This window comes from Cereibacter ovatus, assembly GCF_900207575.1.
Lineage (GTDB): Bacteria > Pseudomonadota > Alphaproteobacteria > Rhodobacterales > Rhodobacteraceae > Cereibacter_A > Cereibacter_A ovatus.
Genome location: NZ_OAOQ01000002.1, coordinates 205,302 through 219,219, shown reverse-complemented (window position 1 = coordinate 219,219; position 13,918 = coordinate 205,302). Strand labels below are relative to the sequence as shown.

The 13,918-nt window shown below is 67.6% G+C and carries 17 protein-coding genes; 12 read left to right on the top strand and 5 right to left on the bottom strand.

What is annotated here, in order from left to right; translation table 11 throughout:
- Nucleotides 1–71 precede the first annotated feature (71 nt).
- Nucleotides 72–704 (top strand): ribonuclease T2 family protein, encoded by a 633-nt coding sequence (locus tag CRO07_RS03300; protein WP_097029260.1) that lies wholly within the window; start codon nt 72–74, stop codon nt 702–704.
- Between the two features lie 252 nt (nt 705–956).
- Here CRO07_RS03300 and CRO07_RS03295 read toward each other — a convergent pair whose 3' ends face one another.
- Together CRO07_RS03295 and CRO07_RS03290 are read right to left on the bottom strand one after the other, a co-directional pair.
- A complete protein-coding gene (locus CRO07_RS03295; protein WP_097029259.1) occupies nt 957–1,943 on the bottom strand; it encodes an NAD(P)H-quinone oxidoreductase in 987 nt (328 codons plus the stop codon).
- A gap of 10 nt (nt 1,944–1,953) precedes the next feature.
- Complete coding sequence (locus CRO07_RS03290; protein WP_097029258.1) at nt 1,954–2,643, bottom strand: COQ9 family protein; 690 nt, start codon at nt 2,641–2,643, stop codon at nt 1,954–1,956.
- A gap of 110 nt (nt 2,644–2,753) precedes the next feature.
- Between CRO07_RS03290 and rpsU the strand changes: the two genes are divergently transcribed.
- From rpsU to CRO07_RS03270, 4 genes are all read left to right on the top strand, one after another.
- Entirely contained in the window at nt 2,754–2,960 is a 207-nt protein-coding gene (rpsU, locus tag CRO07_RS03285) for a 30S ribosomal protein S21 (RefSeq protein WP_002720900.1), read from the top strand.
- A 200-nt stretch (nt 2,961–3,160) separates the two neighbouring features.
- Nucleotides 3,161–3,859: a phosphatidylserine decarboxylase gene (locus CRO07_RS03280; RefSeq protein ID WP_097029257.1), complete on the top strand. Its 699-nt coding sequence runs from the start codon at nt 3,161–3,163 to the stop codon at nt 3,857–3,859.
- A 36-nt stretch (nt 3,860–3,895) separates the two neighbouring features.
- A complete protein-coding gene (pssA, locus tag CRO07_RS03275; RefSeq protein ID WP_235840920.1) occupies nt 3,896–4,597 on the top strand; it encodes a CDP-diacylglycerol--serine O-phosphatidyltransferase in 702 nt (233 codons plus the stop codon).
- Nucleotides 4,598–4,623: 26 nt separating this feature from the next.
- Nucleotides 4,624–5,238, top strand: a complete 615-nt coding sequence (locus CRO07_RS03270) for a class I SAM-dependent methyltransferase (protein ID WP_097029255.1) — start codon at nt 4,624–4,626, stop codon at nt 5,236–5,238.
- 39 nt (nt 5,239–5,277) lie between these two features.
- On the opposite strand, the gene CRO07_RS03265 is transcribed toward CRO07_RS03270, so the two are convergent.
- Together CRO07_RS03265 and mscL are read right to left on the bottom strand one after the other, a co-directional pair.
- On the bottom strand, nt 5,278–5,736 hold the full coding sequence (locus CRO07_RS03265) for an Lrp/AsnC family transcriptional regulator (RefSeq protein ID WP_097029254.1): 459 nt from the start codon (nt 5,734–5,736) through the stop codon (nt 5,278–5,280).
- Nucleotides 5,737–5,999: 263 nt separating this feature from the next.
- Complete coding sequence (gene mscL, locus CRO07_RS03260) at nt 6,000–6,443, bottom strand: large conductance mechanosensitive channel protein MscL (protein WP_097029253.1); 444 nt, start codon at nt 6,441–6,443, stop codon at nt 6,000–6,002.
- Nucleotides 6,444–6,557: 114 nt separating this feature from the next.
- Between mscL and CRO07_RS03255 the strand changes: the two genes are divergently transcribed.
- Complete coding sequence (locus CRO07_RS03255) at nt 6,558–7,253, top strand: glutathione S-transferase N-terminal domain-containing protein (protein ID WP_097029252.1); 696 nt, start codon at nt 6,558–6,560, stop codon at nt 7,251–7,253.
- 72 nt (nt 7,254–7,325) lie between these two features.
- On the opposite strand, the gene CRO07_RS03250 is transcribed toward CRO07_RS03255, so the two are convergent.
- Nucleotides 7,326–7,880 (bottom strand): TlpA family protein disulfide reductase, encoded by a 555-nt coding sequence (locus tag CRO07_RS03250; RefSeq protein ID WP_097029251.1) that lies wholly within the window; start codon nt 7,878–7,880, stop codon nt 7,326–7,328.
- A 22-nt stretch (nt 7,881–7,902) separates the two neighbouring features.
- On the opposite strand from CRO07_RS03250, the gene argH reads away from it, so the two are divergent.
- Genes argH through CRO07_RS03220 form a run of 6 tightly spaced genes read left to right on the top strand, consistent with a single transcriptional unit; the run spans nt 7,903 to nt 13,804 of the window.
- Nucleotides 7,903–9,318: an argininosuccinate lyase gene (gene argH, locus CRO07_RS03245; protein WP_097029250.1), complete on the top strand. Its 1,416-nt coding sequence runs from the start codon at nt 7,903–7,905 to the stop codon at nt 9,316–9,318.
- Nucleotides 9,315–9,467, top strand: a complete 153-nt coding sequence (locus CRO07_RS03240; RefSeq protein ID WP_097029249.1) for an argininosuccinate lyase — start codon at nt 9,315–9,317, stop codon at nt 9,465–9,467. Before argH ends, CRO07_RS03240 begins: the two co-directional genes overlap by 4 nt.
- Before the next feature lie 2 nt (nt 9,468–9,469).
- Nucleotides 9,470–9,682 (top strand): hypothetical protein, encoded by a 213-nt coding sequence (locus tag CRO07_RS03235; protein ID WP_097029248.1) that lies wholly within the window; start codon nt 9,470–9,472, stop codon nt 9,680–9,682.
- Nucleotide 9,683: 1 nt separating this feature from the next.
- Nucleotides 9,684–10,001 (top strand): DUF2834 domain-containing protein, encoded by a 318-nt coding sequence (locus tag CRO07_RS03230; RefSeq protein WP_097029247.1) that lies wholly within the window; start codon nt 9,684–9,686, stop codon nt 9,999–10,001.
- A 19-nt stretch (nt 10,002–10,020) separates the two neighbouring features.
- Nucleotides 10,021–11,286, top strand: a complete 1,266-nt coding sequence (gene lysA, locus CRO07_RS03225) for a diaminopimelate decarboxylase (RefSeq protein WP_097029246.1) — start codon at nt 10,021–10,023, stop codon at nt 11,284–11,286.
- A 28-nt stretch (nt 11,287–11,314) separates the two neighbouring features.
- Nucleotides 11,315–13,804 (top strand): TIGR02302 family protein, encoded by a 2,490-nt coding sequence (locus CRO07_RS03220; RefSeq protein WP_097029245.1) that lies wholly within the window; start codon nt 11,315–11,317, stop codon nt 13,802–13,804.
- Nucleotides 13,805–13,918 lie beyond the last annotated feature (114 nt).

Here is a 13,918-nt window from a genome sequence, read left to right as displayed (position 1 = left end):
GGGCCGCGTCTTCTCGTTTTCGGGAAGTTCAGGCCGCGTATAAACCCGATCCGTGCGAAGGAAAAGCAAAAATGCGTGTTCTGGCTTTGTGGCTTGCCCTGACCGGCCCCGTTCTGGCCGAAGGGGACGGGGCGGGGAACGACCGGGCGGGGGATTTCAGCCACTACATCCTGGCGCTGAGCTGGCAGCCGACATGGTGCGCGCTGGAAGGCGAGGCGCGCGGCGCCGAGGAATGCAGCTGGGGCCGCGGCTTCACGCTGCACGGGCTTTGGCCGCAGCGCGAGGAAGGCTGGCCTGCGTTCTGCCGCACGGTGGAGCGCGATCCGTCACGGGGCGAGACGGGGGCGATGGCGGATGTGATGGCGCCGGGGCTGGCATGGTATCAGTGGAAGAAGCACGGCCGCTGTTCGGCGCTGCCACCCGAGGCGTATTTCGCGCTGATGCGGGACGCGGTGGCCGCGGTGGCGGTGCCCGGGCCGCTGCGCGACCTGCGAGAGGATATCGAGCTGCCGCCCTCGGTGCTGGAGGACGCCTTCATCGAGGCGAACCCGGGCCTGAGCCCGGACGGCATCACCGTCACCTGCGCCAAGGGCCATATCAAGGAGGTGCGGATCTGCCTGACGCCGGATCTGGCCTTCCGGCGCTGTGCGCCGGACGCGCGGCGCGATTGCGGGCTGGAACGGGCGAAGATGGACCGGCCCTAAGCGGCAGGACGGGGGGCGCTGCCCCCCGAGCCCGCCCATGGGGCGGGAGTGCTTCGCAGCCGCGAAGCACCGTCCCCCCGGGATATTTGGGCCAGAATGAAAGGGAAAGCGGGCTCTGGAATGGCTGGATGTCGATCGTGGATCCGCGTGGGATCGGTACGCCGGCCCGCAGAAGGCGGTCGGGCGCGGATTTTCCGCGGCAGCGCCGGCGAAGGGGGTTCGATGCCCCCTTCGCCGGCCCCCCCGTCCGGGTCACAGGGCGAGGACAATCTTTCCGATATGGCCCGAACTTTCCAGTCGGGCATGGGCGGCGGCGGCCTCCGTCAGGGGGAATTCGCTGTCGATGACCGGGCGCAGCGCGCCAAAGGCCACCATCGGCCAGACGTGGGTTTCGAGGTCGCGGGCGTAGCGGGCTTTTGCCAGGTCGGCCTGTGGGCGCAGGGTCGAGCCGGTGATGGTCAGGCGGCGCATCATCACCTCGGCGAAGTTCAGTTCGGCCTTTGTGCCTTCCAGGAAGGCGATCTGCACAAGGCGGCCTTCGGTCGCCAGGGCCTTCACGTTGCGCGGTATGTAGCTGCCGCCCACCATGTCGAGGATCACATCGGCGCCGCCTTCGGCTTTCAGCACCGCGACGAAATCCTCGGTGCGGTAGTTGATTGCGCGTTCGGCGCCGAGGACTTCGCACGCGGCGCATTTCTCGGCCGAGCCGGCGGTCGCGAAGACGCGGGCGCCCAGCGCCCTGGCCATCTGGATCGCGGTCGTGCCGATACCCGAAGAGCCGCCGTGGACAAGAAACCGCTCGCCCGCTTTCAGCCCGCCGCGCAGCACCACGTTCGACCAGACGGTGAAGCAGGTTTCAGGCAGGCAGGCGGCCTCGCGCAGGTCGAGCCCCTCGGGGATCGGCAGCGCGTGGTCGGCGGGTGTCACCGCATAATCGGCATAGCCCCCGCCCGGCAGCAACGCGCAGACCCGGTCGCCCACCGCCCAGCGGGTGACGCCGGGGCCGATGGCTGCCACCTCGCCCGCGGCCTCAAGGCCCGGCAGCGGCGAGGCGCCGGGCGGCGGCGCATAGGCGCCCGCCCGTTGCAGTGCGTCGGGGCGGTTCACGCCGGCATAGGCCACGCGGATCAGGATCTGGCCGTGGCCCGGCACCGGGACGGGAAGCGTGCAGGGCCGAAGCACCTCGGGGCCGCCGGGTTGGGAAATCTCGACGGCGCGCATGGTTTCGGGCAGGGACAAGGCTTTCTCCTTAGCAGTGGCTGCGGCCGGGCATGTCGGGCGCGGCCGTGGGCGCATGGACGCGGCGCATCATCATCCGAGGGCCGGCCGTCATGGCGCGCAGCAGGGGGTTGCGCTGCGCCTCGGTCTTGAATTTCTCGAACCGCAGCACGTCGGCGATGCGGCGGTCGAGGAATTCCCATGTCGCATAATGGCCGGGGCTGTCGTCGCCCAGCCAGTAAAGCACGGTCGCCGCATAGACCGCCGACAGCGTCGCGCGTTTGGTATACCAATTCACATCGCGCGATTCGTCGCCCAGCGCCTTCCAGATCCGGTCGGCCGTGCCCCAGACCGCGCGGGCGCCGTCAGAGGCATGTTGCGGCAGGCTGAACAGGGTCGAGCCGCGGCGGACCAGTTCCTTGTCCTCGCAGGCTTCCAGCCGGAAGCGGATCAGCGCCGCCACCCGTTCGGAATAGCGCATCGCCCCCAGATCGGCAGCCGCCGCCTTTTCCAGCATCTTTTCGTCGCCGCGGTGATGGTAGGCCAGCGCCAGATCGACGCCCCCGCGGGGAAACAGTGCCCGCGCCAGCCCCGGCGCCACGCCCGAATCGCGCACCGCCTCGCGCAGCGTCGTCTCGGACCAGCCATCGAAGGGCACATGGATCAGTGCCGCATCGAGGATCGCATCGCGTGCCTTTTCGTTTCCGTCCCGAGTGTCCATCGCGTTTCCTTTCCGGTTCCCTGTGCGGTGGACAAGCCACCTTCTGTCTGATATAGGCGCCCGACCTGCTTAATCTTGCAACTCTAACTTAGGAAGGTGGTGACAACCACATGCAGGTCAGCGTCCGCGACAACAACGTCGAACAGGCCCTTCGGGCCTTGAAGAAAAAGCTCCAGCGCGAAGGCGTGTTCCGCGAAATGAAGCTCAAGCAGCATTTCGAGAAACCCTCCGTCAAGCGCGCCCGCGAGCAAGCCGAAGCGGTCCGCCGTGCGCGCAAACTCGCGCGCAAGAAGGCGCAACGCGAAGGCGCTCTTTAAGACGTCAGCGCGAAGCTGGGCGGGGCTTGCCTCGCCACCATCGGACCCCCGTCGCGCAAGTGTCGGGGGTTTTCCTTTCCCCGGGTGCGGCAGTCGCGCGCAGCGTCGATCTGCCACCAAGGGTTGCAATGGCGGGTGCGAATGGTTTTATCCCGCCATTGAACGTTCGGGCCCGGACCCTGTCAGAAGGCATTTCCGCGATGGCAATCGACATGCTCTCCACTTTCATCAAGCCGATGCACCGAGAGGGCTTCAAATTCGTCGGCATCTTCGCCGCCGTGACGCTGATCCTGTTCCTGATCTGGGAACCCCTCGGCTGGATCGGGGTGGGCCTTACCGTCTGGTGCTACTACTTTTTCCGCGATCCAGTCCGCGTCACTCCCACGCGCGAAGGGCTGTTCGTCAGCCCGGCGGATGGCGTGATTTCCCTGATCGAACCCGCGGTTCCGCCGGAAGAGCTGGGCCTGGGTCCGGCGCCGATGACCCGCGTTTCGGTGTTCATGAACGTGTTCAACTGCCATGTGAACCGCGCGCCCATCGGCGGCACGGTGACGGCGGTGGCCTACCGGCCGGGCAAGTTCCTCAATGCCTCGCTCGACAAGGCCAGCGTCGACAACGAGCGCAACGGTCTGGCGATCCGGCTGGCCGACGGGCGCCAGATCGGCGTGGTCCAGATTGCGGGCCTCGTTGCGCGCCGCATCCTGTGCGAGGTGAAAGAGGGCACGGTGCTGGCCACCGGCGAGCGGTTCGGGATGATCCGGTTCGGCTCGCGCGTCGATGTGTATCTGCCCGATGGCGTTCAGCCGCTGGTCTGCCTTGGCCAGACCATGATCTCGGGCGAGACGGTGATCGCCGACCTGACCAGCCCGGAGACGCGCCGCACCGGCGCGGCCGCCTGAGCCATGCCGCGGTCCGAGCGGAGCCTGCCTCTGTTGATGCTGCTGCCGAACCTTGTGACCATCACGGGGCTTTGCGCGGGGCTGACAGCGATCCGCTTCATCATGGTGGAACGCTACGACATCGCCGCCATGCTGATCGTCTTTGCCGCCGCGATCGACGGCCTTGACGGGCTGATCGCGCGGCGGCTGAACGCGCAGTCGAACTTCGGCGCGGAACTTGATTCGCTGTCGGATTTCCTGAACTTCGGCGTGGCACCCGGGCTTCTGGTGTTCCAGTATGCGCTGGCGGGCACCTACAGCACGAACTGGGTGTTCGTGCTGGTCTACACGATCTGCGGCTGCCTGCGGCTGGCGCGCTTCAACATCAACCGGGATGCACCGCTGCCGGCAGGGGCCAAGCCGCAGTTCACCGGCGTTCCGGCGCCGGGTGGCGCGCTTCTGGCGCTGTTGCCGCTGTTCATGTCGCTTCAGGGGATCGTGGATGCATCCGCCTTTCCGCTGGCTTACGGGATCCATCTGGCGGTTGTAGGGTTGTTGATGACAAGCCGGATCCCCACCCTTTCGCCAAAGGCGCTGCGGATTCCGCGCGACAAGGCGATTTTCGTGCTGGTCGGCACTGTCGTCGTGATCGGCCTTCTGGTCACGCGGTTCTGGCTGCTGATGACGCTTTTCGGTCTCGCCTATGCGGGCGTCACCATGATGTCGATTGTGAACTACCTTCGCCGCTGGCGCGGCTGAACCCCAAACGGAAGAAGGACGGACGCATGGAACTTGACGCGGTCAGCCGAAGCTACAAGCGGTGGGCGCCCATCTACGATTTCAGCTTTGGCAAGGTAAGCGAAAGCCCCCGGCGCCGCACCGCCAGCCATGTGAATGCCCGCGGTGGGCGGGTGCTGGAAGTGGGCGTGGGCACTGGCCTGTCGCTGCCGCTGTACAGCCGCCGGGTCGAGGTGACGGGCATCGACTTCTCGCATGACATGCTGGCCAAGGCGCGCGAAAAGGTCGATGAGCTGGGCCTGAAGCCGGTGAAAGAGCTGCGCCAGATGGATGCGCGCGAACTCGACTTCCCCGACGAGACCTTCGACACCGTGGTGGCGATGTTCCTCGTGTCGGTCGTGCCGGAACCCGAGCGGGTGGTCGCGGAAATGGCCCGCGTCTGCAAGAAAGGCGGCGAGGTCGTGCTGGTGAACCATTTCGCCCGCGAAAAAGGCCCGCTGGCCGCCGTCGAAAAGGCACTGGCCCGGTTCGAGAACACCCTGGGCTGGCACAGCGACTTCGCGATCGAGCGGGTGACGGGCGATACCCGGCTGAAGGTGATCGACAAGGCGCCGATGGGCCCCGGCGGAATCTTCACCTTCCTGCGCTTCCAGCGCGTGTGACACCCGGCAGGCCGCCCCGGTGCGGGCGGCCGCCGCATCTCAGACCGGGATGGCCGTGGTCTTGAACACGGTTCTCAGCGCAAAACTGGAATGCATCTGCGCCACGCCCGGCAACCGGGTCAGATGCTGGCGATGGATGCGGGCGAAATCCTCGGTATCCTGCGCCACCACCTTCAGCAGATAATCCGCCGTCCCCGCCATCAGGTGACATTCCAGAATGTCGGGCACTCGTGCCACCTCGCGCTCGAAGGCATCCAGCACCTCGTCCGCCTGCCCCTGAAGCGTGATCTCGACAAAGACGGTGGTGGGCCGCGCCAGTTTGCGTGCATCCAGAAGCGCGACATAGCCGGCGATAAAGCCCTCTTCCTCCAGCCGCTGCACCCGGCGATGACAGGCCGAGGGCGACAGGTTCACCCGTTCCGAAAGCTCTGCGTTGGTGATCCGGCCCTGCTTCTGAAGCACGGTCAGGATTCGCCGGTCTGTCGCGTCAAGGTCCATTCGCGTGCAATCTTCTTCGGTCAGTGTCGGGATCCGGCACAGAAGCTATCGCGCGCCCGCGCCGCCGTCACCAGTATTTCCGGGCAGATGGCCTGCTTGCCCCCGGGGCGGCGCCTGAACGCGGCCAAAGGCCAACAGCGGCCGTTCGCCCCGCCTCCGCTTGGCCGGGCGCAAGAGCGCGGCTGTGGCGTGGCCGCCCCCATGCCGCGCGCCGGGCATCGACATGCCGCCAGTCACCGCATCCGGCGCTGCGGCCCTGAACCCTAGCCTGCCGCCCGCGCCCTCAACAGGTCGCGGATCTCGGCCAGAAGCTGCTCCTGCGTCGGGCCTGCCGGCTCGGCGCCGGCCTTGGCCGCGTCTTTGTGCAGCGCCGCATCCTTCACGCGGTTGACCAGCTTGACCAGCAGGAACACCACCCAGGAAATGATCAGGAAATTGATCAGCGCCGTGATGAAGGCACCATAGGCGAACACCGGCGCCCCGGCCGCCTTCGCCGCCGCAAGACTGGTGAACTCACCCTCGCCCAGATTGACGAACAGATTGGAAAAATCGATCCCCCCGGTCACCAGCCCGATCACCGGATTGATCAGATCCGCCACAAGACTTGAAACGATGCCGGTGAAAGCCGCACCAATGATGATGCCCACCGCCATGTCCATCACATTGCCCTTGGCAATGAACGACCGAAACTCCTCCAGAATGGCCATGCAGCTCTCCCTCGATCCGCCGGCTCCGACCCGGCCGGGACATCATGCCACAGCCGCACTTGCGTTCCGAGCAGTGATGCGCCACCCTCGCCCCTCCCCTGACAGAGTTCCGCCATGACCGCCGATCTTTCCGCCTTCCCGATCACCCGCCGCTGGCCGCCGCGCGACCCGCAGGCGATCCAGCTCTATTCTCTGGCCACCCCGAACGGCGTGAAGGTCTCGATCGCGCTGGAAGAAACCGGCCTGCCCTATGACGCGCATCTGGTGGATTTCGACCGCAAGGACCAGTTCACCCCCGAATTCCTGTCGCTTGCCCCCAACAACAAGATCCCCGCGATCCTTGACCCCCACGGCCCCGGCGGCCAGCCCCTCGCATTGTTTGAAAGCGGCGCAATCCTGATCTATCTGGCGGAAAAGACCGGCCAGCTTCTGCCAGAGGCCCGCCGCTACGACGTGCTCCAATGGCTGATGTTCCAGATGGGCGGCGTCGGGCCGATGTTCGGCCAACTCGGCTTTTTCCACCACTTCGCCGGAAAAGAGATCGCAGACCCCCGCCCGAAGGAACGCTACCGCGCCGAGGTCGAACGCCTGCTCAAGGTGCTCGACGCCGCGATGGACGACCGCGAGTGGATCACGGGCGACTATTCCATCGCAGATATCGCGATCTGCCCCTGGCTCAGAACGCTGCGCGACTTCTACCGCGCCGCCGACATCGCCGGCTGGGACAGACTGCGCAACGTCCCCGGCTGGCTCGACCGCTTCCTTGCCCGCCCCGCGGTCCAGCGCGGCCTGCTTCAACCCGCCCGCTGACCCGCGCCCGCGCTTTCATTCTGGCAGAAATATCCCCGCCGGAGGCTCCTGCCCCCGGCGAGGGTCGCGACATCAGCGGATCATCGCCCCCAGCACCGCCAGCGCCTCGGGCGCGTCCCATTCGGCATCGCCGATCAGCCGTGCCACCTCGCGGCCCTCGGGGTCCAGAACCAGCGTCACCGGCAAGCCCATCACCCCGATCTGCCGCGCCAGCCCCGATTTCGGATCGCGCAGCGCCGTCAGCCGCGTGACCCCGGCCTCGTCAAAGAACCGCGTGATCGCGGGCACCGCATTGCGCCCGGTGGCGATTGTCACCACCGCCAGCCGCTCACCGCCCATCGCCGCCTCCAGCCGGTCAAGCGAGGGCATCTCTTGCCGGCAGGGCGCGCACCATGTGGCCCAGAAATTCGCCACCACCCATTGGCCGCGCCAGTCCGAAAGGCTCTGCGGCGCCTCGTCCAGGCCCAGCAGGCCCACATCCGGCAGGGGCTTCGGCTCGGGATGGATCACCAGCTTCTTCATGTCGCCCGACAAAAGCGCCGCCGCCTCGGCCGGGCCTGCCATTGCCGCGCCGTTTGCACCGAAGGTCAAGGCCGTGTAGATCACGGCAAACAGCACACGCAGCATTTCACCTCCCCAAAGGCTTCCCATGTCCGACGCTTCCACGACCCCTTCCGCCGCCAACGCCATGTGGGGCGGGCGCTTCGCCGCGGGGCCCGATGCGATCATGCAGGCGATCAACGCCTCGATCGGCTTCGACCAGCGGCTTTACGCGCAGGACATCCGTGGCTCGCGCGCCCATGCCGCGATGCTGGCGGCGCAGGGCATCCTTACCCCTAAAGATGCCGAAGCGATCGGGGAAGGTCTTCTCACGGTGTTGTCAGAGATCGAAGCCGGAGATTTCCCCTTCCGGGTCGAACTGGAAGACATCCACATGAACGTCGAGGCCCGGCTGAAGGATCTGATCGGCGAGCCCGCCGGCCGTCTTCACACCGCCCGCTCGCGCAACGATCAGGTCGCGGTCGATTTCCGGCTGTGGGTGCGCGACCAGTGCGACGCCGCCATCACCGGAATCGAGGCGCTGATGCAGGCCTTCGTCGCGCAGGCCGAGGCGGGGGCCGGCTGGGTGATGCCGGGCTTTACCCATCTGCAAACCGCGCAGCCGGTGACATGGGGCCACCACATGCTGGCCTATGTCGAGATGCTGGCCCGCGACCGTTCGCGCTTTGCCGATGCCCGCGCCCGGATGAACGAATGTCCGCTGGGGGCGGCGGCACTGGCGGGGACGTCCTTCCCGATCGACAGGCACATGACGGCGGCGGCGCTTGGCTTCGACCGACCGACGGCCAACAGCCTCGATTCGGTCAGCGACCGTGACTTCGCGCTGGAATTCCTGTCGGCTTCGGCGATCTGCGCCATGCACCTGTCGCGCTTTGCCGAGGAACTGGTGATCTGGTCCTCGGCGCAGTTCCGCTTCGTGCGGCTGTCGGATCGCTGGACCACCGGATCTTCGATCATGCCGCAGAAGAAGAACCCCGACGCGGCGGAGCTTCTGCGCGCCAAGCTGGGCCGGGTGCTGGGGGCGGCGGTGGCGCTGTTCACGGTGATGAAGGGCCTGCCGCTGACCTATTCCAAGGACATGCAAGAGGACAAGGAACAGGTCTTCGACGCGGCCGACACGCTGATGCTGGGCCTTGCCGCGATGACGGGCATGGTGGCCGACATGCAGGCCAACCGTGACGCGCTGGCGGCCTCGGCGGCGTCGGGGTTTTCCACCGCGACCGATCTGGCCGACTGGCTGGTGCGCGAACTGGGCCTTCCGTTCCGCGAGGCCCATCACGTCACCGGCACGCTGGTCGCCATGGCCGAGGCACAGGGCTGCGACCTGCCCGACCTGACGCTGGCCGACATGCAGACCGTCCACCCCGGCATCCGGCCGGACGTGTTCGCCGTTCTGGGGGTGGAAAACTCGGTTCGCAGCCGCACCTCTTACGGCGGCACCGCACCCGACAATGTCCGCGCGCAGGTGGCGCGCTGGAAAGAACATCTGGGGATGACCGCATGATCCGACCGCTGATCCTTGCCACCCTGCTCCTGGCCGGTTGCGGCGTGGATGGCCCGCCGCTGAAGCCCGGCACCGATCAGCCGATGGCGGTGAAGCCGGGCCTGTCCATCGGCGGCACGGCCGAATTCGGCATCCGGAAGGGCGGCTGACCATGCGGGCGCTGACGGTGATCCTGACGCTGGCGGCCTGCACCCCCTCGGCGCCGCATGTCGGCGTGGGGGTGGGCGTGGGGCCGGGCGGAACCACCGTCACGCCCCACATCTCGACCCGTTACGGCCCGGCCAGCGTCGGCGTCAGCCCGTATGGCGCCTCGGTCGGCACCAGTATCGGCAATCTTGGCCTGGCCCTTGGAGGAGCATTCTGACATGACCCCGCTGCGCATGATCTTCCTTGCCCTTGCGATCTGGGGCGCCACCCATCCGATGTATCACTTCATCAGCTACATGTGGCAGACCGGCGAAGGCTTCGGCGGCATGATCGATGCGTGGTATGTCAATGCCTCGACCACCGGCCTTGTCTGGGATCTGACCATCGCGGCCATCGCGCTGACGGTCTGGATTCTGGCGGAAACCTTCCAGACCCGCGACTGGCGCCGCCTGCTGGCCATTCCGGCGATCTTCCTGATCGGCGTCTCGTGCGGGCTGCCGCTTTACCTGTTCCTGCGGTCGCGCCCCGCGGCCTGACCCCCTTCCCCGAGAGATCATGGACCATTTCCTTTACCGCACCGGAAGCCTCCACGCCGAGGATGTCCGCCTGTCCGACATCGCGGCCACCGTCGGCACCCCGTTCTACTGCTATTCCACCGCGACGCTGACGCGCCACTACCACCTGTTCACCGAGGCGCTTTCACCGCTGCCGCACATGGTCTGCTTCGCGATCAAGTCGCTGTCCAATCTGGCGGTTCTGAAGGTGCTGGGCGATCTGGGCGCGGGGATGGATGTGGTCTCGGGCGGGGAATACCGCCGCGCGCGGGCGGCCGGCGTGCCGGGCGACCGCATCGTGTTTTCCGGCGTCGGCAAAACCCGCGAGGAGATGCGGTTGGCGCTGGAAGGCGGCATCCGCCAGTTCAACGTCGAATCCGAACCCGAAATGCGGGCACTGTCCGAGGTGGCGACCGCGATGGGGCTGCGCGCGCCCATCGCGGTGCGGGTGAACCCCGATGTCGATGCCCGCACGCACGAGAAGATCGCGACCGGCAAGAAGGAAAACAAGTTCGGCATCCCGATCGCCCGCGCCTCCGAGGTCTATGCCGAGGCCGCCCGCCTTCCCGGGCTTGAGGTGGTGGGAATCGATGTCCACATCGGCTCGCAACTGACCAAGCTGGAACCGTTCGAACAGGCCTATCTGAAGGTGGCCGACCTGACCGGCCGCCTGCGCGCCGAGGGCCACGAGATCCGCCGGCTGGATCTGGGCGGGGGTCTGGGCATCCCCTACACCCGCTCGAACGAGGCGCCGCCGCTGCCGCTGGATTACGGCGCGCTGATCAAGCGCACCGTGGGCCATCTGGGCTGCGAGATCGAGATCGAGCCGGGCCGGCTGATCGCGGGCAATTCCGGCGTGCTGGTGGCGCGCGTGATCTATGTGAAGGAAGGCGAGGGCCGCGATTTCCTGATCCTTGACGCGGCGATGAACGATCTGGTGCGGCCGTCGATGTATGGCGCGCATCACGACATCGTGCCGCTGGACGAACCCGCGCCCGCAACCGAGCCCCGGCCCTATGACGTGGTGGGTCCGGTCTGCGAAACCGGCGACACCTTCGCCAAGGCCCGCCCCCTGCCCCCCATGGCCGAGGGCGATCTGGTGGCTTTCCGATCCGCCGGGGCCTATGGCGCGGTGATGGCGTCGGAATACAACACCCGACCGCTGGTGCCCGAAGTGCTGGTGAAGGACGATCACTTCGCCGTCATTCGCGCGCGGCCGACGTTTGACGAAATCCTGAAGCGCGATAGCATCCCCGAATGGCTGTGACGCGCACAGCCTGTTTCAGGCGAGGCGCATGGCACAAGACCCCGACCCCGCGACCGAAACCGCCCTTCGCCGCCTGATCTGGCCGCTTCGGCTGACATGGGCGGGGCTGTGGGCGGAACGGCTGGTAAGGGCGTTCTGGCACCTGTGGTCGGTGCTGGCGGCGACGCTGGCGGCGCTGGTGCTTGGGCTGCACGATCTGGCGCCGGCGGGCTGGGTGCGGGGCGGGCTGATCGCGGCGGGTCTGGGTGGTCTGGCGGCGCTGATCTTCGGGCTGCGCGCCTTCCGCCACCCCCGGCGGGCCGAGGCGCTGGCGCGGCTGGATGCCTCGCTTCCCGGGCGGCCGATCTCGTCGATGGCGGACCGGCAGGCGATTGGCGCGGGCGATGCGTGGTCGCGTGCGATCTGGGCCGCGCATCAGCGCCGGATGGCCGAACGTGCGGCACGGGCGCGGCCGGTGGCCCCTGACCTGCGGCTGGCGCGGCGCGATCCCTTTGCGCTGCGCTATCTGGCGCTGACGGCGCTGGTGGTGGCGGGGCTTTTCGGCTCGGTCTGGCGGGTGGGATCGGTGGCGGGGCTTGGCCCCGGCGGGGCCGAGGCGATGGTGGGGGGCCCAAGCTGGGAAGGCTGGGCGCAGCCCCCCGCCTATACCGGCAAGCCCGCGCTGTATCTGAACGACATTTCCGCACCCGACATCACCTTGCCCACCGGCAGCCGCATCCAGCTTCGCCTTTATGGCGAGATCGGCGCCCTTGGCGTGACCGAGACCGTCTCGGGCCGTCCCGCGGGCGATCCGGTGCCCGGCCCGGCGCAGGATTTCGACGTGACACGCAGCGGTCAGGTCGAGATCGACGGCCGCGGTGGCCGGGTCTGGCAGGTGGTGGCGCTGCCCGACAGCCCGCCCGGCATCGCAGCCCAGGGCCCGATGGACCGCGAAGCCGACGGCCGGATGAAGCTGGGCTTCACCGCGCAGGACGATTACGGCGTGACCGGCGGGCGGGCGGCCATCTCGCTGGATCTGGCGGCGGTCGACCGCCGCCATGGCCTTGCCCGCGATCCCGAACCGCAAGAGCCGGTGGTGCTGGATCTGCCGCTGCCAATTTCGGGTTCGCGCACAGAATTCACCGAAGTGCTGGTCGAGGATCTGTCGAAACATCCCTTCGCCAATCTTCCGGTCATCATCAACCTTTCCGTCACCGACGCCGCCATGCAGGACGGCGTGGCCGCGCCGCTGCACGTCGTGCTGCCGGGACGGCGCTTCTTCGATCCGCTGGCCGCGGCGCTGATCGAATTGCGCCGCGATCTGCTGTGGACGACGGCGAACGGCCCGCGCAGCGCGCAGATCCTGAAGGCCGTGACCCATGCCCCCGAAGGACTGTTTCGCAAGGAAGCCGCCTTTCTGCGCACCCGTGTCCTGTTGCGCCGGCTGGACGCCGAGGCCGCGACCCTGACCCCCGCCGCCCGCGACGAGATTGCCGAACAGCTTTGGCAGATCGCGCTTCTGGTGGAAGAGGGCGATCTTGCGTCGGCGCTGGAACAGTTGCGCCGCGCGCAGGACCGGCTGAACGAGGCGATCCGCAACGGCGCCTCGGCCGACGAGATCCAGAAGCTGATGGACGAGATGCGTCAGGCGCTTGAAACCTACATGCGCGAACTGACCGAGGAAGCCCGGCGCAACCCCGATCAGCAGCCGTCCGAAAACCGGCAGATGATGGAGTTGTCGGGCGATCAGTTGCAGCAGATGCTGGACAAGCTGCAAGAGTTGATGGAGCAGGGCCGGATGGCCGAAGCGGCCGAGCTGATGGAAATGATGCGTCAGCTGATGGAGAACATGCAGGTCACCATGGGCGAGGGGCAGGGTCAGGGGCCGGGCAGCCAATCGATGCGCGACCTGTCCGACACGCTGCGCGATCAGCAGGGCCTGTCCGACGATGCCTTCCGCCAGTTGCAGCAGGGCCCGAACGGTCAGCAGGGCGAAGGGCAGCCCGGGCAAGGCCAGCAGGGCGAAGGCCAGGACGGCCGCAGCCTGGCCGAGCGTCAGCGCGATCTGCGCAACCGCCTGAACGGGCTGGACGACAGCCAGCTTCCCGGTCAGGGCAGCGAGCGCGGCGAAAGCGGTCGCCGCGCGCTGAACGATGCCGGCCGCGCGATGGAGGATGCCGAACGCGCACTGCGCGACGGCGACCTGCCCGGCGCGCTTGACCGGCAGGCCGAGGCGATGGAGGCCCTGCGTGAAGGGATGCGCGACCTGGGCGAGGCCATGGCCCAGGAAGGCCGCCAGCAGGACGGGCAGGCGCAGGGCGAAGCCTTCGGCCGTGCCGATCCGAACAGCCAGCGCGATCCCCTGGGCCGCGAACCGGGTGAGACCGGCCGCATCGGATCGGATCGCAACATGCTTCAGGGCGAAGATGTCTATCGCCGCGCGCAGGATCTGCTGGACGAGATCCGCCGCCGCAGCGGCGACCAGTCCCGCCCCGAGATCGAACGCGACTATCTGCGCCGGCTTCTGGACATGTATTGACGCGGGGTGCCCCCCGCGGCCCGCACCAGCAAGGCAGATCGCGAACGACACCCGCATTTGGAACGTCCAACGGCGAGAGATGCCTTGTATCGCGCCGCCCCCCGGCCGCTGGCG

Bases quoted from the DNA above. Each gene is read 5' to 3' on its own strand.
- CRO07_RS03270 (WP_097029255.1), top strand. From the start codon at position 4,624: ATGGAACTTGACGCGGTCAGCCGAAGCTACAAGCGGTGGGCGCCCATC.
- CRO07_RS03255 (WP_097029252.1), top strand. From the start codon at position 6,558: ATGACCGCCGATCTTTCCGCCTTCCCGATCACCCGCCGCTGGCCGCCG.
- CRO07_RS03240 (WP_097029249.1), top strand. From the start codon at position 9,315: ATGATCCGACCGCTGATCCTTGCCACCCTGCTCCTGGCCGGTTGCGGC.
- rpsU (WP_002720900.1), top strand. From the start codon at position 2,754: ATGCAGGTCAGCGTCCGCGACAACAACGTCGAACAGGCCCTTCGGGCC.
- pssA (WP_235840920.1), top strand. From the start codon at position 3,896: ATGCTGCTGCCGAACCTTGTGACCATCACGGGGCTTTGCGCGGGGCTG.
- argH (WP_097029250.1), top strand. From the start codon at position 7,903: ATGTCCGACGCTTCCACGACCCCTTCCGCCGCCAACGCCATGTGGGGC.
- CRO07_RS03250 (WP_097029251.1), bottom strand. From the start codon at position 7,880: ATGCTGCGTGTGCTGTTTGCCGTGATCTACACGGCCTTGACCTTCGGT.
- CRO07_RS03220 (WP_097029245.1), top strand. From the start codon at position 11,315: ATGGCACAAGACCCCGACCCCGCGACCGAAACCGCCCTTCGCCGCCTG.
- CRO07_RS03265 (WP_097029254.1), bottom strand. From the start codon at position 5,736: ATGGACCTTGACGCGACAGACCGGCGAATCCTGACCGTGCTTCAGAAG.
- CRO07_RS03235 (WP_097029248.1), top strand. From the start codon at position 9,470: ATGCGGGCGCTGACGGTGATCCTGACGCTGGCGGCCTGCACCCCCTCG.
- CRO07_RS03300 (WP_097029260.1), top strand. From the start codon at position 72: ATGCGTGTTCTGGCTTTGTGGCTTGCCCTGACCGGCCCCGTTCTGGCC.
- mscL (WP_097029253.1), bottom strand. From the start codon at position 6,443: ATGGCCATTCTGGAGGAGTTTCGGTCGTTCATTGCCAAGGGCAATGTG.
- lysA (WP_097029246.1), top strand. From the start codon at position 10,021: ATGGACCATTTCCTTTACCGCACCGGAAGCCTCCACGCCGAGGATGTC.
- CRO07_RS03230 (WP_097029247.1), top strand. From the start codon at position 9,684: ATGACCCCGCTGCGCATGATCTTCCTTGCCCTTGCGATCTGGGGCGCC.
- CRO07_RS03280 (WP_097029257.1), top strand. From the start codon at position 3,161: ATGGCAATCGACATGCTCTCCACTTTCATCAAGCCGATGCACCGAGAG.
- CRO07_RS03290 (WP_097029258.1), bottom strand. From the start codon at position 2,643: ATGGACACTCGGGACGGAAACGAAAAGGCACGCGATGCGATCCTCGAT.